Origin of the sequence: Streptococcus infantis (assembly GCF_001579645.1) — a bacterium.
Taxonomy (GTDB): Bacteria; Bacillota; Bacilli; order Lactobacillales; family Streptococcaceae; genus Streptococcus; species Streptococcus infantis_E.
Genome location: NZ_KQ970820.1, coordinates 45822 through 70466, shown reverse-complemented (window position 1 = coordinate 70466; position 24645 = coordinate 45822). Strand labels below are relative to the sequence as shown.

Genomic DNA, 24645 nt, shown 5'->3' with positions numbered 1-24645 from the left:
ACTACGCCTGCCTTGAACGGACTCATGCATTTAGACTATAAAACTACTAAGATAAGTGCCTACCCTTCAAAATCTGGCGAGCAGGTCTTCGCTACATACAGTCCGGCTCCTGATACAAACAATTACGAGATTTCATTTCCCATAGATGGAGCATTAACGAATGCTTATTTTTCAACGGTAGATAGCAAATATTACCTAACAGTTGACAATGCTAACCTAGTAGAAGAAAAAACAGGAAAGACCGTTGAGGAGTTAACTCAGGAAATCGACCAAGCACGCAAAGATTTCCTGCATGTTCTTGGCAAGATGAAGACTGTCCGTCTGTTTTATCTAGTTCTTCGTTTTATAGTGTTATTACTCTGTATCAAGTGGTCAGGTGAGCGTCGAAAATTCACAGAAGCTGAGACAATACCCAACAGATAGGACCAGCTATAAGAAAGCAAATAAGGAGGAGAAGATGTCTTCAGCAAAACAAGCAAATTGGAACCTGGGTTGTAGTCTATTGCTTACTGTGCTCCTGGTAGGAGGTGTCCTCTTCTATTTTAGGGTCAAAAATACCTACAATTACATTCTGCAACCTGGGCAAAGTGTTGAAATACGTGTCCGTCCTCGTGCAGACCAACTAGAGTATAGTTCAGAATTGATTTTAGAAAAGAAGGATAATCAAAAAATCAAATTATCTGGAAGAAATGTTTGGTCTGAACAATTCAGTGGCCTGTATTTTGAAGTAACAGAAAATAAAATCATCCAGTTAGGAAATGATACTGAGCTTCCCAACAATCAACAGGATATTCAGTTGGTAGAAGATGGGATTGTGGTCACCTATCTAGGTGAAAAAGTTTTTGATGTAACCAAAAGCAAGCCCTACACCATTACCGTAACAAATGTAGATGACAAACCAGCCCACTTTGAAGCGCAAGTGGTGAATCGCTAACAATACAAAAAGCCCTACATCAGGGCTTTTTTATTGCTTTCTAATATAAGAAATCAATGCCGTAGTTTTCTTTTAGATAGGTCGCCAACTCGGCTTTTTCTTCCTCTCTAAATCGACAGAGGCTAAGGGCGAGACGCAATATCAGAACACTTGTATCGATGATGACGTTTGACTTAGAGATATCTTCTAGCTGGGTCACCTCTCTCAGATCGAAGTCTAAATAGTAAGCCTTGCTGTTGACATGGTCGGGGTCACTGACATCCACTTCAACATATGATGCTCGCAACAATTCTTCTTTTGGGATGAAGATTTCTTTTGAGAAGAATAACCCGGGATAGACATAAATACCTTCAAAGGTGAATTCAAAGGAGAGCCTACGACTAGAAAGTCTTTTGATACCTGCAATCGTTGAATAGATAGCAGCGAAAAAGAGGATGGTTGGAACCACAGTGAGAAGACTAAGCTGGGAAAAGTCGATCAACCCATGCGCGAGGAAAAAGAAAAATTGAAAGAATACACCCGATGCAAAGAGTAGATAGCCACCACCGACAAATTTTGAATAATAGATTTTCATAAAACCTCCAAATATAGAATTGAACTCACCAACGCTTTTTCAGTAGAAGGAGTAAAAATCGTGCAGAGTTAAGATTCTAGGTATTCCCATCATATCCTATGGAGCGAAGTTCTGTCAACCTTTTAGCAGGATGTAGCTCTTAGCTATTCTATGACCTAGTAAGTTGGTTTATGGTATACTAGGATAATAAAATTCCAAAATTTGAAGACTTGTTTTCATAAATAGAAAGAGGTAAGTATGTTTTTTCTCGGACGCCGTCGTGTCTTTATCGGCGAATGTGATGGACAAGCGGTCTATTATGACCAAAAAACAGGAGAGGCTCTAGCTGCTCCAAAGAGTAGGTTGCTCAATACTGAAAAAGCTGGTGACACGAATTCTTTTATTCCTGACTTGGTAATTCTCTTACTAGCAGGTGGGCCTGCAATCTCGGGCTTCTTTTCCCTCAAGTTTATTGGTGTTTATAACTGGTTTAGTCTAGCTTGTATTTTTCTATTTTGGTTGATGCAGTTTTTCTCGTTGGTTGCTTTACTTGAACGAGCACTTTATAAAAATGTTCGCAAAGCACAGCCGACGACAGAGAAAGTCTTTTACTATGCCGCATCTCATAATTTGTTTGTAAAAAATCAGTTTGATCCTAGACAACTGTCTGCTTTACCTTTTCGATTTGCCCGCTTTGCATTAAATATAGTGTCCATCTATTATTTTTTGTATTTACTGCTTTTTCCACTAAAATTTGGTCAACCGATTGGTGATGAAAGCTATGGTTTGTGGTTTGCTGGCTTGTTATTCTTTTCAGTATTTCTTTTGTATAACCAAAACAATCCGGTTCGCTTTGTGAAGATTATGCGATTATATAGCCAAGGAAAAGTACGATTTAAGGAAGAAGTGGACAATTGAGCATCTATCCTTTGGGATGGCCCTAAATACTTAGAACAACAAAAAAGCCTTGATTTCAAGGCTTTTCCTATCTTCATTAAGAAATAGTTGCCAAAAAAGCGGGGTAAATGTTTTTAGCAATAGATAAGTTTTGATATTATTTTTGCTAAGCAATTGGGTCATAATAATGTTAAGGTATTTTGGACTTTTTTTGAAACAACTCAATTTTATCATTGCAGTAATTGATTAAATCTTGTGCTTTTTCAAATGAGTAGCCTTTTTCAGATACCGACTTCACTTTCTTTTCATCAAAGTAGTAGCCAGTCAAGCCCCTGACTTTCTCTGATAAGGTGAGATAATAACCTGTTTCAATCCCCTGATCTAGATCTTTTGAGAGAGATTTCATCAGGCGTCCGAAGAGAGACTTTTTCGTTTTTTCATCACTAGAATTATTCCCTAAGTTAGTTGAAATCAAGCCCGGATGGTAAGAATTGATGCTGATATTTGAACCTTTTAAAAAGAAATCTCTTGCTAGATAGAGTGTCATCCAGATGGTATAAAGTTTGGAATTATTATAGGCCAATACGGGATTGTAGTTGTTCTCAAATCCAAAATCCAAATCCTTGACCTTGGCAAAATGATGCATATAGGAAGAGGTATTAATGACACGGCCGTCAGCCGCTTTTTCTAACAAGGGACTTAGCTCAGTTGTTAATACATAGGGAACCAGAACGGATAACATAAAAGTCAACTCGGCATTTTCAGCACTTGCTTTTCGTTCTTTTCCTGCATACAGTCCTGCGTTGTTAAACAAGACATCGATCCTTTGAAAGTCTCGCTTGATTTCCTCCACAAATCGATAAACATCATCTAATTTTGAAAAATCTGCCAAGTAGCTAGAAACTCTACCTCTCAAGGAAACGGCCCGAACCTCTTGAAGCGCCAATTCCAGTTTTTGAGGATTACGCCCATGAAGAATGACCTGATGGCCTTCACTGGCCAGTTTCTTTGCCAAGTGCTTTCCAATGCCATCCGTAGCACCTGTTATTAGAATGGTTTTGACCATATTAATCCTCCAAGAAAGCAATGAGTTCTTTTGAAAACTCTTCTGCATATTGGAAAATCGAACCGTGACCAGCATTTGGATAAATGATAAGCTTACTATCTTTTATTTTCTCATGCATATCATAAGAATTTTCCGTTGGAACCTGCATATCCTTGTCCCCATTGACGATTAAGGTTGGTTGGGTGATAAATCTTAGGTCGTCTTGAGAATCTTTCCCCCAACGTTTAATGGCTTTGAGTTGATTCAAGAAACCAGGCACACTCATGTCTTTGTCCGCAAATTCCTTGGTTCGCATTCCCATTCGTCCGAGAACTTTCAAGGCTTCGATTTTTCCTTGTTCATCATGGTTATAGAAGATATAGCGTTTAGGATCGATGCGTTCGAGTCCAGCTTTAAACATATAGTTAAATGTTTTTCCTGTGACCTTATCAACCTCTTTTCCTCCTCGAGGTCCTGTTCCTGCCAAGATGAGACGGTTGATCAAATCAGGCTTAATTCGGACCATTTCTTGGGCAATCATACCTCCCATAGAAAGGCCTAGGAGGTTGATCTTATCGTAACCAAGGGCTTCTATAAAGGCAAACGTCTGCTCAGCCATTCCAGGAATGGTTGGGGCCACTTTTCCTTGACTAGCACCGACACCAGGAAGGTCGACCACAATCACATGGTGCTTTTCAGCAATCAAGTCCAAGAGTTTTGGATCCCAGTTGTCGAGGGTTGCTGCCAAATGGACCAGCATCAGAAGAGGTAGTTTTGATTTGCCTTTGCTGAGTTCGCGATAGGCGATTTTGTTCCTGTCGACAGTGATGTATTGATTTTTAGTTGTAAGATATGACATTGTGTTTTCCTTTTTATTTCTTAAAGCTGAGGACTGTTTTTCCACGTGAGCGACCATTAGCGACCTTGTCTAAGGCGCTATTCACCTCTTCAAATGGATAGACTGTATCGATAGATGGCTTGATTTCTAATTTGCTAAAGAGGTCAGCTACCTCTTGTAATTGAGCGCCATTGCTTTCTACAAAGATAAAATGGTAGTGAACGCCGTATTTGTCAGCCATCTTATCAAATGTGCGACCGGCTAGTCCAAGTAGGATCTGTTTCCATTTTGGCAGGTTCATCCGTTTGGCAAAGTCACCATTTGGCATAGCACGGAGGGAAACAAGCTGACCACCTTTTTTCATGATAGACATTTGTTTTTCAGTTTCAGAGCCACCAAGGGTATCGAGGACATAATCAACCTGGCTAACAGTTTTTGTATAATCCTCTGTTTTGTAATCGATAAAGCGGTCTGCTCCTAGGTTCAATACACGCTCAGCACTATCTCCAGCCCCATTGGTAATGACCTTCAAACCTTTAGCCTTAGCAATCGGAATGGCCATCCCGCCGACACCGCCTGTACCACCAGAGATAAAGATGGTTTTGCCAGCTTGAGCTCCCATGAGTTCTAAAGCTTGCATGATAGTCAAGGCAGTCAAAGGAACGGCAGCGGCTTCCTCGTCTGACAGATAGTCTGGAACCTTGGCTAAGGCCGCACTGTCTACGGCAACATACTCGGCAAAAGCACCAATATGCTCGAGTGGGAGACGTCCAAAAACTCGGTCTCCGACTTTGAGATTTTTGACTTGTCTACCGGTCTCTTCAATGATACCGACCACTTCATTTCCAGCAGTTTGTGGGAGTTTGTACGGGACAATCATCTTGACTTCTCCTCGGGAAATCATGTTATCGAGAGGGTTGACCCCAGCAGTGGTGACTTTGACCAAAACTTCTTTGTCTGTGATACTTGGTTTTGCGATTTCTGTGATGTTCAGTGTGATATTGTTTTTGTTATAAGTAGTGTGTTGTGCGGCTTTCATTGTCTTCTCTTTTCTCTTTTTGTTGTATCTGATAAAGATACAAGTATAGTCTTTTAAAACTGATCTGCATGCAAATCAGTTTCGTTTTTGTTTGGCTTCTTTATAAAGATTGTTAATGACATCTTCTAAGGTTTGGTGGGCTAGTTCCTTCTCAAGTTGAGCTTCAGCGCTAGCAAATAGTGGTGAAACGGCAGCTTGGATATGTTCCCCTACTGGGCAATCGGGATTGCTATTTTGATGAACGGGAAATAGGCTGATGTGGCTGACTTCTTGTGTTGCAAAATAAATTTCAAGTAAGGTGATGTCCTTTGGGGACTTACTGAGTTGATAGCCTGTTTTTCCTTGATGGGAAGTAATCAGGCCAGCGTTTTTCAATAAGGCAATCACCTTACGAATATAACTAGCGTTGGTCCCGACGCTCTCAGCCAGTGCTTGTGAACTTAAGGTATCCTTGCTTTCACTAATCATAGTTAGGATATGCAAGGCTACTGAAAATTTTGTATCCATATGAACTCCTTTAGATAACTTGTATCTAATACAGGAACAAGTATAACACAAATAAAAAGAAAAGCAAGACTTCTGTTTTAAATTTTTAAAATTTTTTTGAAGAGTGTCATCAGATTAGAGATGTCTGGAAAGGCAGTTCATAAAAAAATGGGGGATAAACCTACTTTAGAACAACAAAAAAGCCTTGATTTCAAGGCTTTTTCCTGTTGTTTATATGCCCCCTGCAGGGCTCGAACCTGCGACCCATAGATTAAGAGTCTACTGCTCTACCAACTGAGCTAAGGAGGCAAATAAAAAGCTGTATTGGTGCCGAAACTTCACGGTTTGTATTGAACCCGCGCAATTAAGCAGGTGGGCAACTCGCTCTAACTGAAGCTGTTTCCGTGTGAGACGGCCTACATGCTGTTAGAAGACTTTTGTTTCCCTAATAATACAAAAAATAGTCGGTCAACACTTAAATGTGAAGTCGTACACCACAGCGTTTCTATGATTATATGATACCACTTTTTCAAAAAAAATCAAGGGAAAATTAAAATTTTTGAAAAGGATTTCACGAGTTTCGTAATTTATCAATGGTTTCCTTGCGTTGAGCCAGGGCCCGTTCGTATTTTCCACTATCTTCTGGAGAAAAGTAGTGATGGTCACGGATTTTTTCTGGTAGGTATTCTTGCTTGACCCAGTGACCAGGATAATTATGTGGATAGAGATAATTTTGGGCGTTACCTAATTCCTTGCTACCGCTATAATGTCCATCTCGCAAGTGACGTGGAATCGGCAGATGCCCCGATGTTTTAAGGTCAGCCAAGGCCTTATCTATAGCCACGTAGGCTGAGTTTGACTTGGGGGAAAGAGCCAGATCAATGACGACATTGGCGATGAGGATGCGAGCTTCTGGGAAGCCGATTCTTTGCGCAGCATCCAAAGCAGTTACGGTATGAATCTGAGCTTCGGGATTGGCTAAGCCAATATCTTCATAAGCAATCACAGTCAAACGACGAGCTAGGCTAGGAAGGTCACCTGCTTCTATCAAGCGAGCAGCATAGTGGAGACTAGCATCGACATCGGATCCACGGATGGATTTTTGCAGGGCAGATAGAACATCATAGTGTCCGTCTCCATCCTTGTCCATAGTGATGTAGCTTCTCTGAAGACTATTTTCCATGATGTCGAGCGTGATGTGACGGACACCGTCATCATTTTCTGGAGTGGAGAGCACTGCTAAATCCAGCGAGTTAAAGGCAGAACGGAGATCTCCATTGGTAGATGTTGCGATAAAATCAAGGGCATCATCATCTAACTCAACTGGGAAATCAAAACCTCTTTCAGGGTCAGTCAGGGCGATTTGAATGGCTTCTTTAACATCTTGGTTAGACAAGGGTTCCAACTCAAAAATCTGAACACGACTGCGGATGGCTGGAGTGACAGAAAAGAAAGGATTTTCAGTTGTCGCCCCGATCATGATGACTAGACCACTTTCCAAGAGAGGAAGGAGAAAATCTTGTTTAGTCTTGTCAAGACGATGAATCTCGTCTAGTAGCAGTACAAGGCCACCTGAGAATTTAGCTTCTTCAGCGATTTCTTGGAGGCGTTTTTTACTATCAACTGTCGCATTGAAGGTCCGAAAAGCATACTTGGTCGTTCCAGCGATGGCCGAAGCGATACTGGTTTTTCCGATGCCTGGAGGTCCGTAGAGGATCATAGAGGATAGGCGATTGGCTTCCACCATACGGCGGATAATCTTGCCTGGTCCAACTAGATGCTCCTGACCGATGACCTGGTCGATGGTTTTGGGGCGCATACGAAGCGCGAGATTGTCTGGCATAGCAGCCCTTTCTAACATGGATTTTCTGATACGAATGTGGTAAGATGGTAGTATCTATTTTAGCATATTTCCGAGTATTCGGGGCGATTGAAGAGTCGTATAGAAAGAGGACAAAATGGCAACATATGGATTTTTAGATGTTTTACAAGAAGAGTTGGACAAGAACTTTCCTTTTGATTATGAGATTAGCTGGGACAAGCGCAATCATGCGGTTGAAGTGAGTTTTCTATTAGAAGCACAAAATGCTGCTGGGGTGGAGATGTTAGATGAAGACGGCGAGGTTTCGTCAGATGATATCCTTTTTGAAGAAGCGGTACTTTTTTACAATCCTGCCAAGTCAACAGTTAATGAAGAAGACTATCTCACGGTCATCCCTTACCTACCGAAGAAAGGTTTTTCTCGTGAATTTTTAGCTTATTTTGCGCTATTTCTTAAAGATACTGCAGAGGTTGGACTAGATTCCCTCATGGACTTTTTGGAAGACCCAGAAGCAGAAGAATTCGTCATGGAATGGAACCAAGAAGTCTTTGAAGAAGGGAAAGTCGGTTTGGAAGAAGGAGAATTTTACCCTTATCCAAGATATTAGGAGTTGGTTGGAGATTTTATGAAGAAAATTGGGACGTATTTGGTTTATGTGCTAGCTTTTGTCTTTATTATGCTAGCTTTTGCTTGTGGAACTATCGCATTTGCAGAGTTGGGGTATTCAGCAGTTTTAGCCTTTACTTTTGGTTATGCCTTCGCTCTTCTAAGCATGTATGTGATCTTTATTCTTCATGAGCTGGGACATGCCTTTTGTGGTTACTTGACAGGCTATAGGCTAGTAGCTTTTGGACTAGGCAACTTTCTTTTGGTTAAAAAGTCAGACAGATTTCATCTTAGTCGAACAGCAGTTATAAAAAATGTTGGTGCTCAGTATATTGGATTGAAAGAAGATGAAAGTGATCAAAGAATCATCCTGATGCTTTCAGGAGGCTTGCTAGTTCATATCAGCTTGATGTTATTGGCGATATTGTTTGGATTTTTGACAAGAAGTTGGTATTTTGCTGGTACTTGGATTTTTTTGAATTTGTCTTTCTTCCTAAACAATGCTTTGCCAGTCGGTATCACCGATGGAGCGAAAATTTGGGAATTGAGACAACACCCTGAAAATACCAAATACGCCTACTTGGTATTGAGACATTCTGCTCAAACTTTGCTGGCTCCTCAAGAATATGATTTGAAAGACTTTGTTCAACCAGTTCCTGAGGATGCAAAAGGGAGCTTTGTTGGTAGTGTATCAGCACTACAGGGATTAGTTTTTATCATGGAGGGGAAGCTTGAGTTGGCAAAAAAGCACTTGCAAACTTTACTTGAAAATACAGATAACTCAATGATTAAAACAATTTCTCAGCTATACCTTCTTCAAGTCTCCTTGTTGGAAGGAGATAATAAGAAAGCGGAAGAATATGCAAGCATTCGAGGAGTCAAATCCTTTTTATCTCTAAAAACAGCAGATATGCAGGTCATTCAAGCTTGGTATCAATTTAAGGTAAAGAAAGATGTAGTTCAAACTCACAAGGCTATGAAGATTGCTAGACAGAAAATGAATAGCAGCCGAATGCTGCGGGATGAGAAATCCTACTACCAGCAGTGGTTAGATGAGTTGGAACAAGCCATACAGGAAGAAGAGACTCAGGTGAGATGAGAAATAGAAAAGGGAGCTGTCCGATGCTTCAGAAATTTAAGCGGTTATTTAGTAAGAAATTCCAAGAATCTCAAGAACGTGAGTCGTTTCTTCCCCGAAATCGCTTTGCGGATCTAGATTTCGAGAGAGTGTTGAAGTCTGGAACTCGTCGCCTTGTCGATGAGGAGGGGCGTTATGCAGAAGATGGTACAGTCACAGAACTTGAATTTCCTGAAGACTTTTCGGAATTTGAATTTCTAATTGGTTTTAAGACGGAGGAAGAAGAGCAGTTTCAACAACTATTAGCTCGTTTAAATAGTATTGACAATGTCATTCAGTCTTGTTTGGAAAGCGAGATGCAACAACCCATCCCTCAGTTTGCCAAGGATTTGGGCTATACTCAGAAGAGGTGGGAGAAAACTTTTTACTTCCATCCTTGGGTATTAAGTTTTGAGGAAAATCCGCCTAATCTTCGCTATGTTGCAGATTATGTAAATGATGAGTTTACGGTTTATTTTGCTAAAAAACATGGCAGATGGCAAGCATACTGGGATGCAGAGTGCCAAAAAGTAATCGAAGAAAGCTAGCTCGTATTTTCCTAGAGAGTAATTGTTATCATAGAAAAGAGTAAATATCATGGAATTATTGGATAGCAGAATGGATTTCCAAGGTTGCAAGATTGCCTTGATTTGTGGGGATAAGGTCTTGACTATCTTACGTGATGACAAGGACGATATCCCTTGTCCCAACATGTGGGAGTTGCCAGGTGGTGGTCGTGAAGGAAACGAAAGTCCTTTCGAGTGCGCAGCGCGTGAAGTTTATGAGGAACTGGGAATTCATTTAGATGAAGACTGTCTGCTTTGGAGCAAGATTTATCCTAGCGTAATCTTTGAAGACAAGCAATCGGTCTTTATGGTTGGTCCGCTAAGACAAGAACAATTTGACAATATCACCTTTGGAGATGAAGGTCAGGCTTATAAGCTGATGCCCGTTGAAGAATTTCTCACTTCTAAACAGGCAGTACCTCAGCTCCAGGGGAGATTGAGGGATTATTTGGAGGAAAGTTTATGATAAGGCTTGAGAGAGCAGGAGCAGAGGATTTAGAAACCATTATTGCGATTCAAAGAGCTAGCTTTAAGGCTGTCTATGAAAAATACCATGATGAATATGACCCTTATCTCGAGGACCGCGAACGAATCAAGTGGAAATTAGTTGAGCGTCCCAATAGCTATTACTACTTTGTAAAAGAAGATGAAGAAAACATCGGATTTTTACGAGTTCAGACAAATGCCGAGTTAACGAAAGCTTGGTTGGGAACAGCAGCGATTTTGCCTCAGTATCAAGGAAAAGGGTATGGATCTAAAGGTTTAAGCTTACTGGAAAAAGAATTTCCAACCATCACACAATGGGATTTGTGTACGGTGTTACAGGATACAGGCATGGTTGCTTTTTACGAGAAAAACGGCTATCGTCAAACTCATATCGAGCCTGAAAAAGAAGGCATGGATATGGTCTACATGAAAAAATTGATAGAGAAATAGAAAGGATGGTTCGGTTAAATTTCTAAACTGAACCCGCCCTAAACACTGCGCCAAAAAGATAAACTTCTCTTAGACACAAGCGTCTTCAGAGAGTTTCCTATTCTGGCTTTGTGTTTTACGGGCTTGGTATCTTAATGATGGAAACATGGCAAGAGTTAAAAGTTACAGTGAAGCGTGAGGGAGAGGAGTTGGTTTCCAACCTCTTGATTGAGTTAGGTGCCCAAGGGGTAGCAATTGAAGATAGCATGGACTATGTGGGCAATGTCGACCGTTTCGGTGAGATTTTCCCAGAAGTCGAGCAACAGGAAGAAATCGTGGTGACTGCCTACTACCCTGACACAGTTGATGTAGCAGCTGTTGAAACGGATTTGCAGGCGCGTCTTGCAGAATTGACAGACTTTATGGACTTAGGAGAAGTCAAGATTGGCACGACTGCCTTGGCTGAGGAAGACTGGGCTGACAACTGGAAGAAATATTATGAGCCAGCTCGTATCACTCATGACTTGACTATCGTGCCGTCATGGACGGACTATGAGGCGACAACTGGCGAGAAGATTATCAAGCTAGATCCTGGTATGGCCTTTGGGACAGGGACCCACCCAACAACCAAGATGAGCCTTTTTGCCTTGGAGCAGGTTCTTCGTGGCGGCGAAACAGTACTAGATGTAGGGACTGGTTCTGGTGTTCTTTCTATTGCTAGTTCTCTTCTTGGCGCTAAGGAAATCTTTGCCTATGACCTAGATGACGTGGCGGTTCGCGTCGCTCAGGAAAATATTGTGCTCAATCCTGGTATGGAAAACATCCATGTAGCCCCAGGCGATTTGCTTAAAGGCGTGGAGATTGAGGCAGACGTCATCGTGGCCAACATCTTGGCGGATATCCTCATTCATCTGACGGAGGATGCTTATCGCTTGGTCAAGGATGAAGGCTATCTCATCATGAGTGGCATTATCAAGGACAAGTGGGACATGGTGCGTGAGTCAGCCGAGTCAGCTGGATTTTTCCTTGAAACCCATATGATTCAAGGGGAATGGAATGCCTGTGTCTTCAAGAAGACCAAGGATATCTCTGGTGTAATTGGAGGCTAGTATGCAACAGTATTTTGTCAAGGGCAGTGCAGTCTCTCCTGTCACCATCGAGGACAAGGAGACCAGCAAGCACATGTTTCAGGTTATGCGCCTGAAAGAAGATGATGAGGTCGCTTTAGTATTTGATGATGGCATTAAGCGTTTGGCGCGCGTGGTCAATGTGGAGGCGCGTCAGTTTGAGCTGGTTGAGGAATTGGATGACAATGTGGAACTGCCAGTCCAAGTGACTATCGCATCTGGTTTTCCCAAGGGAGATAAGTTGGAGTTTATCACTCAAAAGGTGACGGAACTAGGTGCCAGTCAGATTTGGGCCTTCCCTGCAGACTGGTCAGTTGCTAAATGGGACGGTAAAAAACTAGGGAAAAAAGTCGAGAAACTAGAAAAAATCGCCCTTGGAGCAGCCGAGCAAAGCAAGCGCAACTTTGTCCCAAGTATTACGCTTTTTGAGAAAAAGGCAGACTTTCTAGCACAACTGAGCCAGTTTGATCGCATCGTGGTGGCTTATGAAGAGTCGGCTAAAGAAGGAGAATCAGCCGCACTTATACAAGCAGTTGCTGGACTGGAAAAAGGAGCTAAATTGCTCTTTATCTTTGGTCCAGAAGGTGGTCTCTCACCTGCAGAAATCGAGAGTTTTGAAGCTAAAGGAGCAGTCTTGGCAGGTCTTGGTCCTCGTATTTTGCGAGCAGAAACAGCACCGCTTTATGCCCTGTCAGCCCTTAGTGTTTTATTAGAATTAGAGAAATAAGAGGAAAAAGATGGAACAAAAACACCGTTCAGAATTTCCTGAAAAGGAACTTTGGGACTTAACAGCCCTATACCAAGACCGCGAGGATTTCTTGCGTGCGATTGAGAAGGCGCGTGAAGACATCAATCAATTTAGCCGTGACTACAAGGATAATCTTCACACTTTTGAAGATTTTGAAAAGGCCTTTGCAGAATTGGAGCAAATCTATATCCAGATGAGCCATATCGGTAATTACGCCTTTATGCCTCAGACGACAGACTATGGTAATGAAGATTATGCCAATATCGCCCAAGCTGGAATGGACTTTGAGACAGATGCCAGTGTCGCCTTAACCTTCTTTGATGATGCCTTAGTGGCTGCAGATGAGGAAGTCTTGGACCGTTTGGGTAACTTACCACATTTGACGTCGGCTATTCGTCAGGCGAAAATCAAAAAAGCCCACTATCTTGGGGCTGATGTGGAGAAGGCCTTGACTAATCTGGGTGAAGTTTTCTATAGTCCACAGGATATCTATACTAAGATGCGAGCTGGCGACTTTGAAATGGCTGACTTTGAAGCCCATGGGAAGACTTACAAAAATAGCTTTGTGACCTATGAAAATTTCTACCAAAATCACGAGGATGCTGAAGTTCGTGAGAAATCCTTCCGTTCCTTTTCAGAAGGACTTCGTAAGCACCAAAATACGGCTGCGGCAGCCTATCTAGCCCAAGTCAAGTCTGAAAAACTCTTGGCAGATATGAAGGGGTACGACTCAGTATTTGACTATCTTTTAGCTGAGCAAGAAGTAGATCGTTCCATGTTTGATCGCCAGATTGACCTCATCATGAAGGACTTTGCGCCAGTCGCTCAGAGATACCTCAAGCATGTTGCCAAGGTCAATGGTCTTGAGAAGATGACCTTTGCGGACTGGAAATTGGACTTGGACAGTGCTCTGAATCCTGAAGTGACTATTGATGATGCCTACGATTTGGTTATGAAGTCGGTAGAACCTTTGGGTCAAGAATACAGTCAAGAAGTTGCTCGCTATCAAGAAGAACGCTGGGTGGACTTTGCTGCTAATAGTGGTAAGGATTCTGGTGGCTATGCAGCTGATCCCTACCGTGTGCATCCTTATGTTCTCATGAGCTGGACAGGTCGTTTGAGCGATGTTTATACCTTGATTCATGAAATTGGTCACTCTGGTCAATTCATCTTTTCTGACAATCACCAAAGTTACTTCAATGCTCACATGTCTACCTACTATGTCGAAGCACCGTCAACCTTCAATGAATTGCTTTTAAGTGATTACTTGGAACACCAGTCTGATGATCCACGTCAGAAACGATTCGCTCTTGCTCACCGCTTGACAGATACCTACTTCCATAACTTTATCACCCACCTCTTGGAAGCAGCCTTCCAACGTAAGGTTTATACACTGATTGAAGAAGGAGAAACCTTTGGGGCAAGCAAACTCAACAGTATTATGAAAGAAGTCTTGACGGATTTCTGGGGAGATGCTATTGAGATTGATGATGATGCAGCACTGACTTGGATGCGCCAAGCTCACTATTACATGGGCTTGTATAGTTATACCTATTCAGCAGGACTTGTCATCTCGACTGCTGGTTACCTTCATCTTAAAAACTCTGAGAATGGAGCTAGAGACTGGCTCAATCTCCTCAAATCAGGTGGTAGCAAAACACCACTTGAATCAGCTATGATTATCGGAGCCGATATCTCAACGGATAAACCACTCCGTGATACCATCCAATTCTTGTCTGATACAGTTGACCAAATTATCAACTACAGTGCCCAGTTGGGAGAATAAAATCATAAAAGTGCAACAATAGAGTTATATTGTTGAGATTTTAGAATGACATTTATTTAATAAAGTTTACTGAAGACTTTGTCTTCAGAATGTGCGATATTATAGATCTATCGGTTGGATTTTATATCTTGTCGTGGGCGATTAGACTAGGGAAAATACTTAGAAAAGGACGGAGATGCTAGTGCGTGTCAATAAAAAACTTAGCTTGCTTATCATTGGAATTGCTATGCCGATTTTGTTTATGATTTGGAAATTCAGTCAGCCTGTTCTTCCAAAAACTTATCAGGAAGCTGTTCAGTATACCAAAGCAATCAATATGAAAGAAATGCGCTCCAAACTTGCAAATGGCGACGAGTTTGTCGTCTACATTGGAAGAGAATCCTGTCCCTACTGTCAAAAGTTTGTGCCCAATTTGGCTTTAGCGATTCAAAAAAGTCACCAGACGGTCTATTATTTGAATAGTGATTCTGATGAAAAGGATGAGATTACAGCCTTTGCAAAAGAAATGGATATCCAAACTGTTCCGAATCTTTCAGTCTATCAAAATGGTAGTAAATCACATTATTTAGAGCAAGGAAGTTCCGCTAGTCTTGAAGAAATCCTTTCATTTCTGAAGCATGAATAGGACAGAAAGATTGTTTTAAATGACAAAAACGACTCCGAAAATTGGAATCGTGGAGATGATAAAAGAGGTTGGATTTTGTTCCAACCTCACTTTTTTTAATCTTAATGGAATTGCATACCACCATCAACGATAATGGTTTGACCTGTAATGTAGTTTGAATCTGGTCCAGCAAGGAAGCTAACTGCTGCAGCTACATCTTCTGGTTCAGATAGGCGTTTCAATGTAATATCTTTTGCGAATGTTTGCATACCCCACTCGTCATCTTTTCCTGCATTTTTTCCAACTTCATGAGCGATATCATACATCATTGGTGTTTTTACGATACCTGGAGCATAGGCGTTGACAGTGATACCTGACTCTGCTAAATCACGCGCCAATGTTTGAGTAATACCACGAACAGCGAATTTTGTACCGCCGTATACAGTCAAGTTTGGATTTCCGACAACACCTGCTTGAGAAGTAGCATTGATGATTTTACCACCGTGACCAAGTGCTTTAAATTGAGCCTGAGCAGCTTGTGCTCCCCAAATTACACCACCGACGTTAATAGCAAATGTGCGCGCGAATTGTTCCTCTGTAATTGTATCCAGAGGTGTAGTAGGAGCGACACCAGCGTTGTTTACCACAACGTTCAAGTCTCCGAAATGATCGACAACTTTTTGGAAAGCTGCAGCAACTTCTGCTTGTTTAGACACATCAGCTACAACAGCAAAAGCTTTATCTGCTGACAATTCAGCAACTGCTTTCTCAGCTGTTTCAGCGTTGTAGTCTAAAACTCCAACCTTAAAACCATCTTGAACCAAGCGTTTTGCGATTGCAAAACCGATCCCTTGACCTGCACCTGTAACGATAGCTACTTTAGACATATGATTCCTCCTCGGTATCCGTGATACCGTTCAAACGTTCAAAAAGAACAGCAAAGGGTTATAAGTGAGTTGTGATAGACTCAAAAGAAGTCCTATCGCTTTTTAGTATACAACTTTGTGAAATTTGTGTCAAACAAAGACTGGTTTTTGGAAAAATTAACCCTCTAAGAGTGAAAAAACTATCTGAGACTAACATGTTTATTTCTTATAATGAAGATAGCTAGAAAAGAATGTTGTATAATAGATGTGTATGATTGGGAGGAGACAGATGATCCCTACCGTATACATCCATATGACCTTATGAGCTGGACAGGTCGTTTGAGCGATGTTTATACCTTGATTCATGAAATTGGTCACTCTGGTCAATTCATCTTTTCTGACAATCACCAAAGCTATTTTAATGCCCACATGTCGACCTACTATGTCGAAGCACCGTCAACCTTCAATGAATTGCTTCTCAGTGATTACTTGGAACACCAGTCTGATGATCCACGTCAGAAACGATTCGCTCTTGCCCACCGCTTGACAGATACCTACTTCCATAACTTTATCACTCACCTCTTGGAAGCAGCCTTCCAACGTAAGGTTTATACACTGATTGAAGAAGGAGAAACCTTTGGGGCAAGCAAACTCAACAGTATTATGCAGGAAGTTTTGACCGATTTCTGGGGAGATGCTATTGAGATTGATGATGATGCAGCACTGACTTGGATGCGCCAAGCTCACTACTACATGGGCTTGTATAGCTACACTTACTCAGCAGGACTTGCTGGTTACCTTCATCTTAAAAACTCTGAGAATGGAGCTAGAGACTGGCTCAATCTCCTCAAATCAGGTGGTAGCAAGACACCACTTGAGTCAGCTATGATTATCGAAGCCGATATTTCAACAGATAAACCACTCCGTGATACCATTCAGTTCTTGTCTGATACAGTTGATTAGATTATAGTTTAAATGCCCAGTTGTGAGAATAAAATAAAAGAGTCTGGGACAAAAGTCTAACCTTAAATATAAAAAGCGAACAAAACGAGTTATCTGACACTCAGAATACTGTCTTGTTCGCTTTTTTTCTAATCTATCGATTTTAAAAATTTATAATAAAGAATTCCTAAAATCAAAATTTTTGTCCTGGCCTCTTAAATTATCCCCAAAAGCTATCTTCTTCAGCTTGATCTGAAGAGAAGAGCCAAACTTCTTTGATTTTCCCGTCTTCAATACGGAAGAGGTCAATCCCGTTCATATTGAGTTCAGTACCATCAGCCCGTGTTCCAAGAAAAGTAACATTAGCTGCGATTAAATCCTTATTGTCAGAAACCCAATTTGTTATCACCTTAAAGGTTCCATTAGTTTTCTCAGCAAATGTAGCCAGGTGAGTTCCTAGCTTGTCCTTACCAACAACTGTACCAGATATACTATGAGTACCAGGTTGATGCCAGATAATATCGTCTGCCATCGTTTCAAAGACACCAGGAAAGTCACCAGCAATTAAAGCTTGGTTATAAGCATTGAAAATTTCTAAGTTTGTTGACATATCTATTCTCCATTTCTTTTTTATGATATAATTATAACAGTTACAATCAAAAAAAACAAGTAGACACTTTTTCGATAGCTGGTATCAAAAGTAGTACTTTTATTGATATTAAAAGATAAATTTTTTTAAAAAATAGAAAGAGGATATTTTATGACAAATAAAGTGAGTGAGTATGGTATTTGTCCATTTGCGACAACGCAGAGGGTTTTAACGGGGAAATGGGCACTGGTAATCATTTATCAGTTGAGTACGGGTACCAAACGATTTAAAGAATTGCAGAGATTATTGCCTGGGATTACTCAAACTATTTTGACCCGTCATCTCCGTCAATTAGAAAAGGATAAGATTGTTCAACGAAAGGTCTATGCGGAAGTTCCCCCACGAGTTGAGTACAGCTTAACCGAAATGGGGCAGGAATTCAGAGTTGTTTTAGATGCTGTCGAAAAATGGGGTCTGGATTATATCAAGTTGCTAGAAATGTAGAGGTATTGACCATGTATCAAGAGTTACATAGAAAAATAACAGAAGAAAACCCAAGTTATAGTCAAAAAGAACTCCAGTGGTTACTTGAGCACTTAGGGGATCCGAGTCCAGAAATTCGCGATGAATTGGTTTTTACCAGTTTGGCTAGAGGGATCCAAGAAGAGTTATTTACAAAGGAGCAATTTCAATTTATATCTGCTATGATTGTTTCTGATGGTGGCCTAGATAAAGAGCTTGATAAGCTAGGAGCTTCAACGCTTGACCGTTCTTTTAGGGCACTTATTTATGCCAATCTCTTATCTGCCGATGGCAACCAACACTCTCTTTATTATCAAGTGCTTAAAATTGATATCAGAAATACGATGCTCGATCAAGGTCTGCACTACCTTGAAAAAGAAGAGGATACGACTGGTTTTTCAAGCCAGTATGGTTGGGTACATGCTTTTGCGCATGGAGCGGATCTCTTGACTGAAGTCGTTTGTCATCCAGACTTTTCTATAAACAGAGTTCATGAAGTATTTGACATACTTGGTCAACTGTTTAAAAGAATTTCGATTCGATTTATAGATGATGAGGAATGGCGCTTAGCCAGAGTGCTTTACGAACCTATTTTACAAGGCAAGGTGGATCAAGCGACACTAACCTCTTGGATAAAGTCACTTGATTTCCCGATAGAAGAGACGGAAGATTTTTATAAATTTTCCAATTTTAGATCCTGTCTCTTAGAAGTCTATGTCCAACTCGACCAGAGAAATAGTTTACAAGATGACTTGAAAAAAGCAATTCAATCTTTTCAATATTAGATTTCGACTATTAAATGTGAAAACTTACACAAAATTTCCAAGCACATTTCTTGAAACCCTTTCCTCCTTCTGATAGACTAATACATAGTTTGAAAAAAGGAGACTTAATATGAAAAAATTTGTTGCTGAATTAATCGGTACTTTTATGCTTGTGTTCATCGGAACAGGAGCTGTTGTTTTTGGAAATGGTGTTGAAGGACTTGGACACCTTGGGATTGCTCTTGCTTTTGGTTTGGCAATCGTAGTCGCAGCCTTCTCAATCGGAACTGTTTCAGGTGCTCACTTGAACCCAGCTGTTTCTATCGCTATGTTTGTTAACAAACGTTTGTCATCTTCAGAGCTTGTAAACTACATCCTCGGACAAGTAGTCGGTGCTTTCCTTGCATCTGGATCTGTATTCTTTCTCTTGGCAAATTCAGGTATGTCAACTGCAAGTCTTGGTGAAAATGCCTTGGCAAACGGTGTAACCGTCTTTGGTGGTTTCTTGTTTGAAACAATCGCAACATTCTTGTTTGTTTTGGTGATCATGACTGTAACTTCAGCAAGCAAAGGGAATGGCGCAATCGCTGGTTTGGTGATCGGTTTGTCATTGACAGCTTTGATTCTAGCTGGCTTGAACATCACTGGACTTTCAGTAAACCCAGCTCGTAGCTTGGCTCCTGCTGTATTGGTAGGTGGCGCAGCTCTTCAACAAGTTTGGATTTTCATCCTTGCACCAATCGTTGGTGGCGTTCTTGCAGCTCTAGTTGCTAAAAACTTCCTTGGAACTGAAGAATAATTGAAATTTAAAAAGCCTTGCTCCTCATCTTGAGGAACAGGGCTTTTTCGTATCTTTTTATACTCAATGAAAATTAAAGAGCAAACTAGGAAGCTAGCCGCAGATTGCTCAAAGCACTACTTTGAGGTTGTGGATAAGACTGACGAAGTCAGTTACCTATATCTACGGCAAGGCGATGTTGACGCGGTTTGAAGAGATTTTCGAAGAGTATTAGCGGTTGTCAATTTTCTCTGGATAGAGGTCGTGTTGGAAGAGACGTTGTTCTGCCAAGCCTTCATACTTGGTTCCAGGTCTACCGTAGTTGTAGTAAGGGTCAATTGAAATGCCACCGCGAGGTGTAAATTTCCCCCAAACCTCTAAGTAGCGAGGGTCTAGCAAGTTGACCAAGTCTTTCCCGATAGTGTTGATACAGTTTTCATGAAAATCTCCATGGTTTCGGTAGCTAAAGAGGTAGAGTTTAAGGGATTTTGACTCAACACAGAGCTTGTCAGGAATGTAGGAAATATAAATCGTCGCAAAGTCTGGCTGAGCAGTGATGGGACAAAGTGAGGTAAATTCAGGGCAGTTGAACTTGATGAAATAGTCATTTTCCACATGACGATTGTCAAAGGATTCGAGGACTTCGGGTTGGTATTCGAAAATGTAGTTGGTTTCTTTGTTGCCGAGGAGGCTGAGGTTTTTCATTTCTTCTTGTTGTGACATGATTTTTTCTTTCTAAACTTAAACACCACGTTGGTTATCGTAGAGGAGGGTATGGAGTTGAGGAAGGACGCGGACATTGCCCCAGCTATCGTCGGCAGCGACACGTTCCCAGAGTTCTTTGAGGCGGTCCAGTTGGTCTTGGACAATATTGCCTGTAGCCTTGGGCTCAGGATTTCCCGCCGATAAGAAGAGGACATCTGGTTGGTAGCGTTCTTGAATCCCTTTGGCAAAGGCTAGATCTGCATCATCAAAGACAGGGATTTTAAAGGTTACTTTGTCTGAGTCTAGTTGGGAAACGATAAAGTCCAAGGTCTCAAAGTTGACTTCCATCTTGGATGAAGGAGGCTTGGGACTCAGAGTCACCTGGTCGATGTCTTTTAACCAATTTTGCCAACGGGATCCCTGGGTCTCAACAGCCAGAGTGACCCCACGTTGCTTAAGCTTAGTGACTAACTCGGCCATGTTGGCTGCTAGGATAGCAGGATTTCCCCCAGATAGAGTTACATAGTCGTAGCTTCCTAGTTTATCTAACTCAGCGATTACTTCATCAGCTGTCATGCGAGTAGGTTTTTCAGAACCATCCCAAGTAAAGGCAGAATCGCACCAGTCGCAGTGATAGTCGCAACCTGCAGTGCGGACAAACATGGTTTTCTGGCCGATAGCACGACCTTCACCTTGAAAGGTTGGGCCAAAAATTTCTAGAACTGGTAGTTTAAGTACACGTTCACTAGTCATCTAACCACTCCCGTCTAAACTCTGCAAAGGCAGTCGGAGTTTCATAGAGGCGAACGTATTCCAAACGGAGATCGCGTTCATCTGGCAACTCTTGGCTCATAGTTTGGAAAATCCAGTAAACCATATTTTCAGCAGTCGTATTCATGTAGGGCAGGGTCTCGTTGAGATAGCGATGATCCAAGTGGGGTTCTAAGTAGTCCTTGTAGATTTGTTTGATATCCCCAAAATCGTAGGTCATGCCACGTTCATCTAAAAATCCACTGACTGCGATTTGCAGATGATAGGTATGGCCGTGTAGGGATTTGCATTTTCCCTCATAGTGAAAGAGGTGGTGGGCAGCATCAAAGGTAAATTCTTTGGAGACTAAGGTTCTGTGAGGATTGTAGACAAGAGATTCCCCAGTTTCTCGTTTGATTTCTTTGGGGGCAAAAAACATCAGGCCTCTCCTTTCTGAGAGAGATAAACCTCTAAACCATGTTGGCGTAGATGGCAGGCAGGACAATCTCCACAACCAGTACCAATAATTCCATTGTAGCAGGTCAAGGTCTTTTCACGAACATAGTCAAAGGCACCAAGTTGGTCGGCTAATTTCCAAGTTTCAGCCTTGTCTAGCCACATGAGAGGTGTTTGGATAACGAAGTCGTAATCCATGGCAAGGTTGAGCGTGACATTGAGTGATTTGACAAAGACATCCCGACAGTCAGGATAACCTGAGAAGTCTGTTTCACATACTCCTGTCACAATATCCGTAATTCCACGCTGCTTGGCAAGGACTGCAGCAAAGGACAGAAAGAGGTGATTGCGACCGTCAACGAAGGTATTAGGCACCTCTCCTTCTTTTTGCTCAATTTCTAGATCGGAAGTCAAGGCATTTTCAGTAATTTGTCCTAGCAGAGACATATCTAGGATATGATGGCGAATTCCTTGTTCCTCAGCGATTTCTTTGGCCACTTGAATTTCGAGATGGTGACGTTGGCCATAGGCAAAGGTAACGGCTTCGACCTTTTCATAGTGTTGCTTGGCCCAGAAAAGGCAGGTTGTTGAATCTTGCCCGCCACTAAAGACGACCAAGGCTGATTGACGTTTCATAGTACTCCTTCCAAAATGGGAAATGTTCAGAGCACGCAAAAAGCTCCCTAGAGGGAGCTAAAAAATACCAAGTAGAGGTTTTTTTTAGCGATGGCATGTCCCAAACATCGTGATATTCTAATTACAGTCTAGCATATTTTTTGAAAAATGGCAAAGGGGAAGAAAAAAGAGACCAAATGAATGCACTTGGTCTCTAGTATGATTAACTCAATTCAGCAACGATAGCTTTGATTTGTTCTGCTGTATGAACACCAGCAACTTGTTTAACCACTTGTCCATCTTTTTTGAAAAGAAGAGTAGGGATAGACATGATACCGAATGAACGAGCTGTGTTTGGGTTTTCATCAACGTCCATTTTAACGATCTTCAAGACATCTTCTGAAAGTTCTTCAGACAATTTATCCAAGATTGGACCTTGCATACGACATGGACCACACCAAGTTGCCCAGAAGTCAACCAAGACCAATCCGTCTTTAGTTTCTTGTTCGAATGTTGCATCTGTAATTGCTTTTGCCATAGTATTTCTCCTTTTTAATTATATTGGCTTAAATCTTGTTTCATGAGATAGAAGAAGACATCTCCATAAGTCCCATGGTAGTCCAAATCATGCCCCTTGTAGGTTACTTTTTGGACAGGGTAGTAGTCTGCGACACCAATCAGGCAGGCATGTTGAGAACGTTCAAATTCTTCATAAGACTCGAAGGTCATGGTTCTCTCTTGCTTGCTGGCATCAAGATAAGTGATTTCAATCATAAGATTCTCCTTTGCTAAATCATATCTTCATTTTACTCCTTGGAAAAAGGAATGTCAAGAAAATTGCTTGCGCACGCAAGTTTTTTTGTAAAAATTTTAGGAAAGCCAACTTGCTTTTGTTTCAAGGCTCTCTTCTACAGCTTTTTGTAGATAGGCAAGAGTTGTCTGACCCTCCTTAGTGAGGCAGATAAAACTAGCTCGCTTATCCTGGTCACAACATCTCCGACTAAGTAAACCGCAGTTTTTGGCTTCTAGGCGTGCCACCATTCGTGATACTGCGCTTGGACTCAGATGGAGTTTGTCCGGCAGGTCAATCTGTCTCAAAGATTTTTCTTGAGCCTGATTTAAAAAGTGCAAGAGATAGAATTCTTTGAGCGTTAGGCTTTGGTCACTCTGCTCAGCAATCGTTTGCTCTAAAAGTGCTTCTAGCTCTACTTGTCGGCGGTTGAAGTCAAACCATTTTTCTAAGTAAGTCATATCAATCTCCTTTCTATATGCTAGTTATAAACAGATTTGCCTATCTGAGATGCTTGCGCACGCAATTAGTATACAACTTTTTGGAATAGATAGCAAGAAGGATGTTTCTTATATATTTCCTTGAAATTTTCTGAAAAAAGAGTAAACTGGTATGCAGAAAGTCTATTTGTGGAGTTTACAATGAAGTTATATGTTCAGTTAATGATTCTCTTTGTGATTTCTCTAATCGGTGAAGGAATCTCCAGTTTTTTTCATTTGCCCATACCAGGAAGTATCATCGGCTTGATTATTCTGTTTCTAGCCTTGCAGTTCAAGTGGCTGCGTATCCGCCATGTCAATATGGTGGGGAACTTTTTACTGGCCAACATGACCATCCTCTTTCTACCTCCTGCGGTTGGAATTATGGAAAAGTTTGATGTGATTGCTCCCTATCTCTTCCCGATTGTCTTGATTGTCTTTTTTGCAGCAGTAATCAATATCATCTTGATTGCGCTTGTGGTTCAATTTATCAAAAAACGCTATGAAGGTGACTACGAAGAAAGAGGTGCTAAATGAGCGAATTTGTATCCAATCCCCTATTTGGGATTGCTTTGTCAATCTTAGCCTATCTTGGGGGAATGATGATTTTCAGACGCTATCCTCATCCCTTAACGACTCCCTTGTTGCTGTCAGCTATTTTTATTATCATCTTTCTAAAGGTAACTGGCATTTCCTACCAAGATTACTACCAAGGTGGGGTTTATCTTAATAACTTGATTGTTCCTTCAACAGTGGCTCTAGGAATTCCCCTCTATAAGAGTTTCCACTTGATGAAGCATCATGTTAGGAGTATTTTGCTGGGTAGTTTTCTAGCTGTCATCGTCAATACCACTTTTACAGCCCTAGTCGCAAAAATCTTTGGCATGGACTTTTTCCTAGCTATTTCCCTCTTTCCTAAGTCAGTAACGACCGCTATGGCAGTAGGGATTACAGAAAAGTTGCAGGGCTTGACTACAGTGACCCTAGTAGTTGTCGTAGCGACTGGGATTTTGACCAGCGTTATCGGCCCAACACTTCTAAAGTGGCTAAAAATAGACGATCCAGTAGCGGCTGGACTAGCCCTGGGTGGAACAGGTCACGCCGTTGGAACTGGAACGGCCTTTCGCTATGGACCAGTTGCAGGTGCTATGGGAGGACTAGCCATCGGTGTTACAGGTATTCTCTATGTATTTATCAGTCCTATTGTAGCTAATTTGATTTTGAGTTAACGCAAAAACCCAGCTCTAGTAGCTGGGCATTTTTTATTGCAAATTAACTTTATTTTTCAAGATATAGTAGGTTCCGA

General features: G+C 41.4%; 32 protein-coding genes, 1 tRNA gene and 1 pseudogene. 18 read left to right on the top strand and 16 right to left on the bottom strand.

Annotation, left to right across the window (positions count from 1 at the left end; all coding sequences use genetic code 11):
- Positions 1-423: hypothetical protein (locus SINDD18_RS11375; protein ID WP_241497355.1), on the top strand; the 423-nt coding region annotated here is incomplete at its 5' end.
- Positions 424-457: 34 nt separating this feature from the next.
- Positions 458-934, top strand: a complete 477-nt coding sequence (locus tag SINDD18_RS05865; RefSeq protein WP_061863439.1) for a hypothetical protein — start codon at positions 458-460, stop codon at positions 932-934.
- 40 nt (positions 935-974) lie between these two features.
- Here the strand turns inward: SINDD18_RS05865 and SINDD18_RS05860 are convergent, their stop codons facing one another.
- The gene (locus tag SINDD18_RS05860; protein WP_061863438.1) at positions 975-1508 is read right to left on the bottom strand and encodes a hypothetical protein; all 534 of its coding nucleotides are present in this window, start codon (positions 1506-1508) and stop codon (positions 975-977) included.
- A gap of 237 nt (positions 1509-1745) precedes the next feature.
- Here SINDD18_RS05860 and SINDD18_RS05855 point away from each other — a divergent pair, with 237 nt between their 5' ends.
- Positions 1746-2405, top strand: coding sequence for a hypothetical protein (locus SINDD18_RS05855; RefSeq protein WP_061863437.1), 660 nt, complete (start codon positions 1746-1748; stop codon positions 2403-2405).
- A 169-nt stretch (positions 2406-2574) separates the two neighbouring features.
- Here SINDD18_RS05855 and SINDD18_RS05850 read toward each other — a convergent pair whose 3' ends face one another.
- The 6 genes from SINDD18_RS05850 to SINDD18_RS05825 all read right to left on the bottom strand — a co-directional run bounded on the left by SINDD18_RS05850 (position 2575) and on the right by SINDD18_RS05825 (position 7635).
- The gene (locus SINDD18_RS05850) at positions 2575-3450 is read right to left on the bottom strand and encodes an SDR family NAD(P)-dependent oxidoreductase (RefSeq protein WP_061863436.1); all 876 of its coding nucleotides are present in this window, start codon (positions 3448-3450) and stop codon (positions 2575-2577) included.
- Between the two features lies 1 nt (position 3451).
- Complete coding sequence (locus tag SINDD18_RS05845; protein WP_061863435.1) at positions 3452-4288, bottom strand: alpha/beta fold hydrolase; 837 nt, start codon at positions 4286-4288, stop codon at positions 3452-3454.
- A gap of 13 nt (positions 4289-4301) precedes the next feature.
- On the bottom strand, positions 4302-5306 hold the full coding sequence (locus tag SINDD18_RS05840) for an NADP-dependent oxidoreductase (protein ID WP_061863434.1): 1005 nt from the start codon (positions 5304-5306) through the stop codon (positions 4302-4304).
- 75 nt (positions 5307-5381) lie between these two features.
- Entirely contained in the window at positions 5382-5813 is a 432-nt protein-coding gene (locus SINDD18_RS05835) for an Rrf2 family transcriptional regulator (protein ID WP_061863433.1), read from the bottom strand.
- 215 nt (positions 5814-6028) lie between these two features.
- A tRNA-Lys gene (locus SINDD18_RS05830) sits at positions 6029-6101 on the bottom strand.
- Positions 6102-6363: 262 nt separating this feature from the next.
- Positions 6364-7635 (bottom strand): replication-associated recombination protein A, encoded by a 1272-nt coding sequence (locus SINDD18_RS05825; protein ID WP_061863432.1) that lies wholly within the window; start codon positions 7633-7635, stop codon positions 6364-6366.
- A gap of 115 nt (positions 7636-7750) precedes the next feature.
- On the opposite strand from SINDD18_RS05825, the gene SINDD18_RS05820 reads away from it, so the two are divergent.
- The 9 genes from SINDD18_RS05820 (at position 7751) to SINDD18_RS05780 (ending at position 15104) form a co-directional block, all read left to right on the top strand.
- A complete protein-coding gene (locus SINDD18_RS05820; RefSeq protein ID WP_061863431.1) occupies positions 7751-8221 on the top strand; it encodes a DUF3013 family protein in 471 nt (156 codons plus the stop codon).
- 18 nt (positions 8222-8239) lie between these two features.
- Positions 8240-9319 carry a site-2 protease family protein gene (locus SINDD18_RS05815; RefSeq protein ID WP_061863430.1) on the top strand — a complete coding sequence of 360 codons (1080 nt, stop codon included), beginning with the start codon at positions 8240-8242 and terminating at the stop codon, positions 9317-9319.
- A 23-nt stretch (positions 9320-9342) separates the two neighbouring features.
- The gene (locus SINDD18_RS05810; protein WP_061863429.1) at positions 9343-9885 is read left to right on the top strand and encodes a hypothetical protein; all 543 of its coding nucleotides are present in this window, start codon (positions 9343-9345) and stop codon (positions 9883-9885) included.
- A gap of 49 nt (positions 9886-9934) precedes the next feature.
- A complete protein-coding gene (locus SINDD18_RS05805) occupies positions 9935-10369 on the top strand; it encodes an NUDIX hydrolase (RefSeq protein WP_061863428.1) in 435 nt (144 codons plus the stop codon).
- A complete protein-coding gene (locus tag SINDD18_RS05800) occupies positions 10366-10839 on the top strand; it encodes a GNAT family N-acetyltransferase (protein ID WP_061863427.1) in 474 nt (157 codons plus the stop codon). The genes SINDD18_RS05805 and SINDD18_RS05800 overlap by 4 nt, the downstream gene beginning before the upstream one ends.
- Positions 10840-10976: 137 nt before the next feature.
- Positions 10977-11927, top strand: coding sequence for a 50S ribosomal protein L11 methyltransferase (gene prmA, locus SINDD18_RS05795; protein ID WP_153014431.1), 951 nt, complete (start codon positions 10977-10979; stop codon positions 11925-11927).
- A 1-nt stretch (position 11928) separates the two neighbouring features.
- Entirely contained in the window at positions 11929-12672 is a 744-nt protein-coding gene (locus tag SINDD18_RS05790) for a 16S rRNA (uracil(1498)-N(3))-methyltransferase (RefSeq protein WP_060955233.1), read from the top strand.
- 10 nt (positions 12673-12682) lie between these two features.
- Entirely contained in the window at positions 12683-14479 is a 1797-nt protein-coding gene (gene pepF / locus SINDD18_RS05785; protein WP_061863425.1) for an oligoendopeptidase F, read from the top strand.
- 175 nt (positions 14480-14654) lie between these two features.
- Positions 14655-15104 carry a thioredoxin domain-containing protein gene (locus SINDD18_RS05780; protein ID WP_241497354.1) on the top strand — a complete coding sequence of 150 codons (450 nt, stop codon included), beginning with the start codon at positions 14655-14657 and terminating at the stop codon, positions 15102-15104.
- A gap of 101 nt (positions 15105-15205) precedes the next feature.
- On the opposite strand, the gene SINDD18_RS05775 is transcribed toward SINDD18_RS05780, so the two are convergent.
- A complete protein-coding gene (locus SINDD18_RS05775; protein WP_000048146.1) occupies positions 15206-15970 on the bottom strand; it encodes a (S)-acetoin forming diacetyl reductase in 765 nt (254 codons plus the stop codon).
- A gap of 270 nt (positions 15971-16240) precedes the next feature.
- Between SINDD18_RS05775 and SINDD18_RS05770 the strand changes: the two are divergent.
- A pseudogene (locus tag SINDD18_RS05770) lies at positions 16241-16912 on the top strand (M3 family metallopeptidase); the annotation flags it as partial.
- A gap of 199 nt (positions 16913-17111) precedes the next feature.
- Here SINDD18_RS05770 and SINDD18_RS05765 read toward each other — a convergent pair.
- On the bottom strand, positions 17112-17501 hold the full coding sequence (locus SINDD18_RS05765) for a nuclear transport factor 2 family protein (protein WP_000106197.1): 390 nt from the start codon (positions 17499-17501) through the stop codon (positions 17112-17114).
- 150 nt (positions 17502-17651) lie between these two features.
- Here SINDD18_RS05765 and SINDD18_RS05760 point away from each other — a divergent pair, with 150 nt between their 5' ends.
- From SINDD18_RS05760 to SINDD18_RS05750, 3 genes are all read left to right on the top strand, one after another.
- Positions 17652-17984 (top strand): winged helix-turn-helix transcriptional regulator, encoded by a 333-nt coding sequence (locus SINDD18_RS05760; RefSeq protein WP_000182730.1) that lies wholly within the window; start codon positions 17652-17654, stop codon positions 17982-17984.
- A gap of 11 nt (positions 17985-17995) precedes the next feature.
- Entirely contained in the window at positions 17996-18787 is a 792-nt protein-coding gene (locus SINDD18_RS05755) for a DUF2785 domain-containing protein (protein WP_061863424.1), read from the top strand.
- Between the two features lie 109 nt (positions 18788-18896).
- On the top strand, positions 18897-19565 hold the full coding sequence (locus SINDD18_RS05750) for an MIP/aquaporin family protein (protein WP_004250764.1): 669 nt from the start codon (positions 18897-18899) through the stop codon (positions 19563-19565).
- A 210-nt stretch (positions 19566-19775) separates the two neighbouring features.
- On the opposite strand, the gene queF is transcribed toward SINDD18_RS05750, so the two are convergent.
- The 7 genes from queF to SINDD18_RS05715 all read right to left on the bottom strand — a co-directional run bounded on the left by queF (position 19776) and on the right by SINDD18_RS05715 (position 23321).
- Entirely contained in the window at positions 19776-20267 is a 492-nt protein-coding gene (queF, locus tag SINDD18_RS05745) for a preQ(1) synthase (RefSeq protein ID WP_000082589.1), read from the bottom strand.
- An 18-nt stretch (positions 20268-20285) separates the two neighbouring features.
- Positions 20286-21002 (bottom strand): 7-carboxy-7-deazaguanine synthase QueE, encoded by a 717-nt coding sequence (gene queE / locus SINDD18_RS05740; RefSeq protein ID WP_061863423.1) that lies wholly within the window; start codon positions 21000-21002, stop codon positions 20286-20288.
- Positions 20995-21438, bottom strand: coding sequence for a 6-carboxytetrahydropterin synthase QueD (gene queD, locus SINDD18_RS05735; RefSeq protein ID WP_049503251.1), 444 nt, complete (start codon positions 21436-21438; stop codon positions 20995-20997). Before queD ends, queE begins: the two co-directional genes overlap by 8 nt.
- Positions 21438-22091 carry a 7-cyano-7-deazaguanine synthase QueC gene (gene queC, locus SINDD18_RS05730; RefSeq protein ID WP_061863422.1) on the bottom strand — a complete coding sequence of 218 codons (654 nt, stop codon included), beginning with the start codon at positions 22089-22091 and terminating at the stop codon, positions 21438-21440. Before queC ends, queD begins: the two co-directional genes overlap by 1 nt.
- Positions 22092-22293: 202 nt before the next feature.
- Complete coding sequence (gene trxA, locus SINDD18_RS05725) at positions 22294-22608, bottom strand: thioredoxin (protein WP_001029584.1); 315 nt, start codon at positions 22606-22608, stop codon at positions 22294-22296.
- A 14-nt stretch (positions 22609-22622) separates the two neighbouring features.
- Positions 22623-22844, bottom strand: a complete 222-nt coding sequence (locus SINDD18_RS05720) for a DUF4649 family protein (RefSeq protein ID WP_004250771.1) — start codon at positions 22842-22844, stop codon at positions 22623-22625.
- Between the two features lie 96 nt (positions 22845-22940).
- Positions 22941-23321: a MarR family winged helix-turn-helix transcriptional regulator gene (locus tag SINDD18_RS05715; protein WP_004250773.1), complete on the bottom strand. Its 381-nt coding sequence runs from the start codon at positions 23319-23321 to the stop codon at positions 22941-22943.
- Positions 23322-23501: 180 nt separating this feature from the next.
- On the opposite strand from SINDD18_RS05715, the gene SINDD18_RS05710 reads away from it, so the two are divergent.
- Both SINDD18_RS05710 and SINDD18_RS05705 read left to right on the top strand, forming a co-directional pair.
- Positions 23502-23876 (top strand): CidA/LrgA family protein, encoded by a 375-nt coding sequence (locus SINDD18_RS05710; protein ID WP_061863421.1) that lies wholly within the window; start codon positions 23502-23504, stop codon positions 23874-23876.
- Positions 23873-24568: an LrgB family protein gene (locus SINDD18_RS05705; RefSeq protein WP_061863420.1), complete on the top strand. Its 696-nt coding sequence runs from the start codon at positions 23873-23875 to the stop codon at positions 24566-24568. Before SINDD18_RS05710 ends, SINDD18_RS05705 begins: the two co-directional genes overlap by 4 nt.
- Positions 24569-24645 lie beyond the last annotated feature (77 nt).

What these genes read in the sequence shown, in the direction of transcription:
- SINDD18_RS05865 (WP_061863439.1), top strand. Translation starts at nt 458, where the DNA reads ATGTCTTCAGCAAAACAAGCAAATTGGAACCTGGGTTGTAGTCTATTG.
- SINDD18_RS05860 (WP_061863438.1), bottom strand. Translation starts at nt 1,508, where the DNA reads ATGAAAATCTATTATTCAAAATTTGTCGGTGGTGGCTATCTACTCTTT.
- SINDD18_RS05855 (WP_061863437.1), top strand. Translation starts at nt 1,746, where the DNA reads ATGTTTTTTCTCGGACGCCGTCGTGTCTTTATCGGCGAATGTGATGGA.
- SINDD18_RS05850 (WP_061863436.1), bottom strand. Translation starts at nt 3,450, where the DNA reads ATGGTCAAAACCATTCTAATAACAGGTGCTACGGATGGCATTGGAAAG.
- SINDD18_RS05845 (WP_061863435.1), bottom strand. Translation starts at nt 4,288, where the DNA reads ATGTCATATCTTACAACTAAAAATCAATACATCACTGTCGACAGGAAC.
- SINDD18_RS05840 (WP_061863434.1), bottom strand. Translation starts at nt 5,306, where the DNA reads ATGAAAGCCGCACAACACACTACTTATAACAAAAACAATATCACACTG.
- SINDD18_RS05835 (WP_061863433.1), bottom strand. Translation starts at nt 5,813, where the DNA reads ATGGATACAAAATTTTCAGTAGCCTTGCATATCCTAACTATGATTAGT.
- SINDD18_RS05825 (WP_061863432.1), bottom strand. Translation starts at nt 7,635, where the DNA reads ATGCCAGACAATCTCGCGCTTCGTATGCGCCCCAAAACCATCGACCAG.
- SINDD18_RS05820 (WP_061863431.1), top strand. Translation starts at nt 7,751, where the DNA reads ATGGCAACATATGGATTTTTAGATGTTTTACAAGAAGAGTTGGACAAG.
- SINDD18_RS05815 (WP_061863430.1), top strand. Translation starts at nt 8,240, where the DNA reads ATGAAGAAAATTGGGACGTATTTGGTTTATGTGCTAGCTTTTGTCTTT.
- SINDD18_RS05810 (WP_061863429.1), top strand. Translation starts at nt 9,343, where the DNA reads ATGCTTCAGAAATTTAAGCGGTTATTTAGTAAGAAATTCCAAGAATCT.
- SINDD18_RS05805 (WP_061863428.1), top strand. Translation starts at nt 9,935, where the DNA reads ATGGAATTATTGGATAGCAGAATGGATTTCCAAGGTTGCAAGATTGCC.
- SINDD18_RS05800 (WP_061863427.1), top strand. Translation starts at nt 10,366, where the DNA reads ATGATAAGGCTTGAGAGAGCAGGAGCAGAGGATTTAGAAACCATTATT.
- prmA (WP_153014431.1), top strand. Translation starts at nt 10,977, where the DNA reads ATGGAAACATGGCAAGAGTTAAAAGTTACAGTGAAGCGTGAGGGAGAG.
- SINDD18_RS05790 (WP_060955233.1), top strand. Translation starts at nt 11,929, where the DNA reads ATGCAACAGTATTTTGTCAAGGGCAGTGCAGTCTCTCCTGTCACCATC.
- pepF (WP_061863425.1), top strand. Translation starts at nt 12,683, where the DNA reads ATGGAACAAAAACACCGTTCAGAATTTCCTGAAAAGGAACTTTGGGAC.
- SINDD18_RS05780 (WP_241497354.1), top strand. Translation starts at nt 14,655, where the DNA reads ATGCTAGTGCGTGTCAATAAAAAACTTAGCTTGCTTATCATTGGAATT.
- SINDD18_RS05775 (WP_000048146.1), bottom strand. Translation starts at nt 15,970, where the DNA reads ATGTCTAAAGTAGCTATCGTTACAGGTGCAGGTCAAGGGATCGGTTTT.
- SINDD18_RS05765 (WP_000106197.1), bottom strand. Translation starts at nt 17,501, where the DNA reads ATGTCAACAAACTTAGAAATTTTCAATGCTTATAACCAAGCTTTAATT.
- SINDD18_RS05760 (WP_000182730.1), top strand. Translation starts at nt 17,652, where the DNA reads ATGACAAATAAAGTGAGTGAGTATGGTATTTGTCCATTTGCGACAACG.
- SINDD18_RS05755 (WP_061863424.1), top strand. Translation starts at nt 17,996, where the DNA reads ATGTATCAAGAGTTACATAGAAAAATAACAGAAGAAAACCCAAGTTAT.
- SINDD18_RS05750 (WP_004250764.1), top strand. Translation starts at nt 18,897, where the DNA reads ATGAAAAAATTTGTTGCTGAATTAATCGGTACTTTTATGCTTGTGTTC.
- queF (WP_000082589.1), bottom strand. Translation starts at nt 20,267, where the DNA reads ATGTCACAACAAGAAGAAATGAAAAACCTCAGCCTCCTCGGCAACAAA.
- queE (WP_061863423.1), bottom strand. Translation starts at nt 21,002, where the DNA reads ATGACTAGTGAACGTGTACTTAAACTACCAGTTCTAGAAATTTTTGGC.
- queD (WP_049503251.1), bottom strand. Translation starts at nt 21,438, where the DNA reads ATGTTTTTTGCCCCCAAAGAAATCAAACGAGAAACTGGGGAATCTCTT.
- queC (WP_061863422.1), bottom strand. Translation starts at nt 22,091, where the DNA reads ATGAAACGTCAATCAGCCTTGGTCGTCTTTAGTGGCGGGCAAGATTCA.
- trxA (WP_001029584.1), bottom strand. Translation starts at nt 22,608, where the DNA reads ATGGCAAAAGCAATTACAGATGCAACATTCGAACAAGAAACTAAAGAC.
- SINDD18_RS05720 (WP_004250771.1), bottom strand. Translation starts at nt 22,844, where the DNA reads ATGATTGAAATCACTTATCTTGATGCCAGCAAGCAAGAGAGAACCATG.
- SINDD18_RS05715 (WP_004250773.1), bottom strand. Translation starts at nt 23,321, where the DNA reads ATGACTTACTTAGAAAAATGGTTTGACTTCAACCGCCGACAAGTAGAG.
- SINDD18_RS05710 (WP_061863421.1), top strand. Translation starts at nt 23,502, where the DNA reads ATGAAGTTATATGTTCAGTTAATGATTCTCTTTGTGATTTCTCTAATC.
- SINDD18_RS05705 (WP_061863420.1), top strand. Translation starts at nt 23,873, where the DNA reads ATGAGCGAATTTGTATCCAATCCCCTATTTGGGATTGCTTTGTCAATC.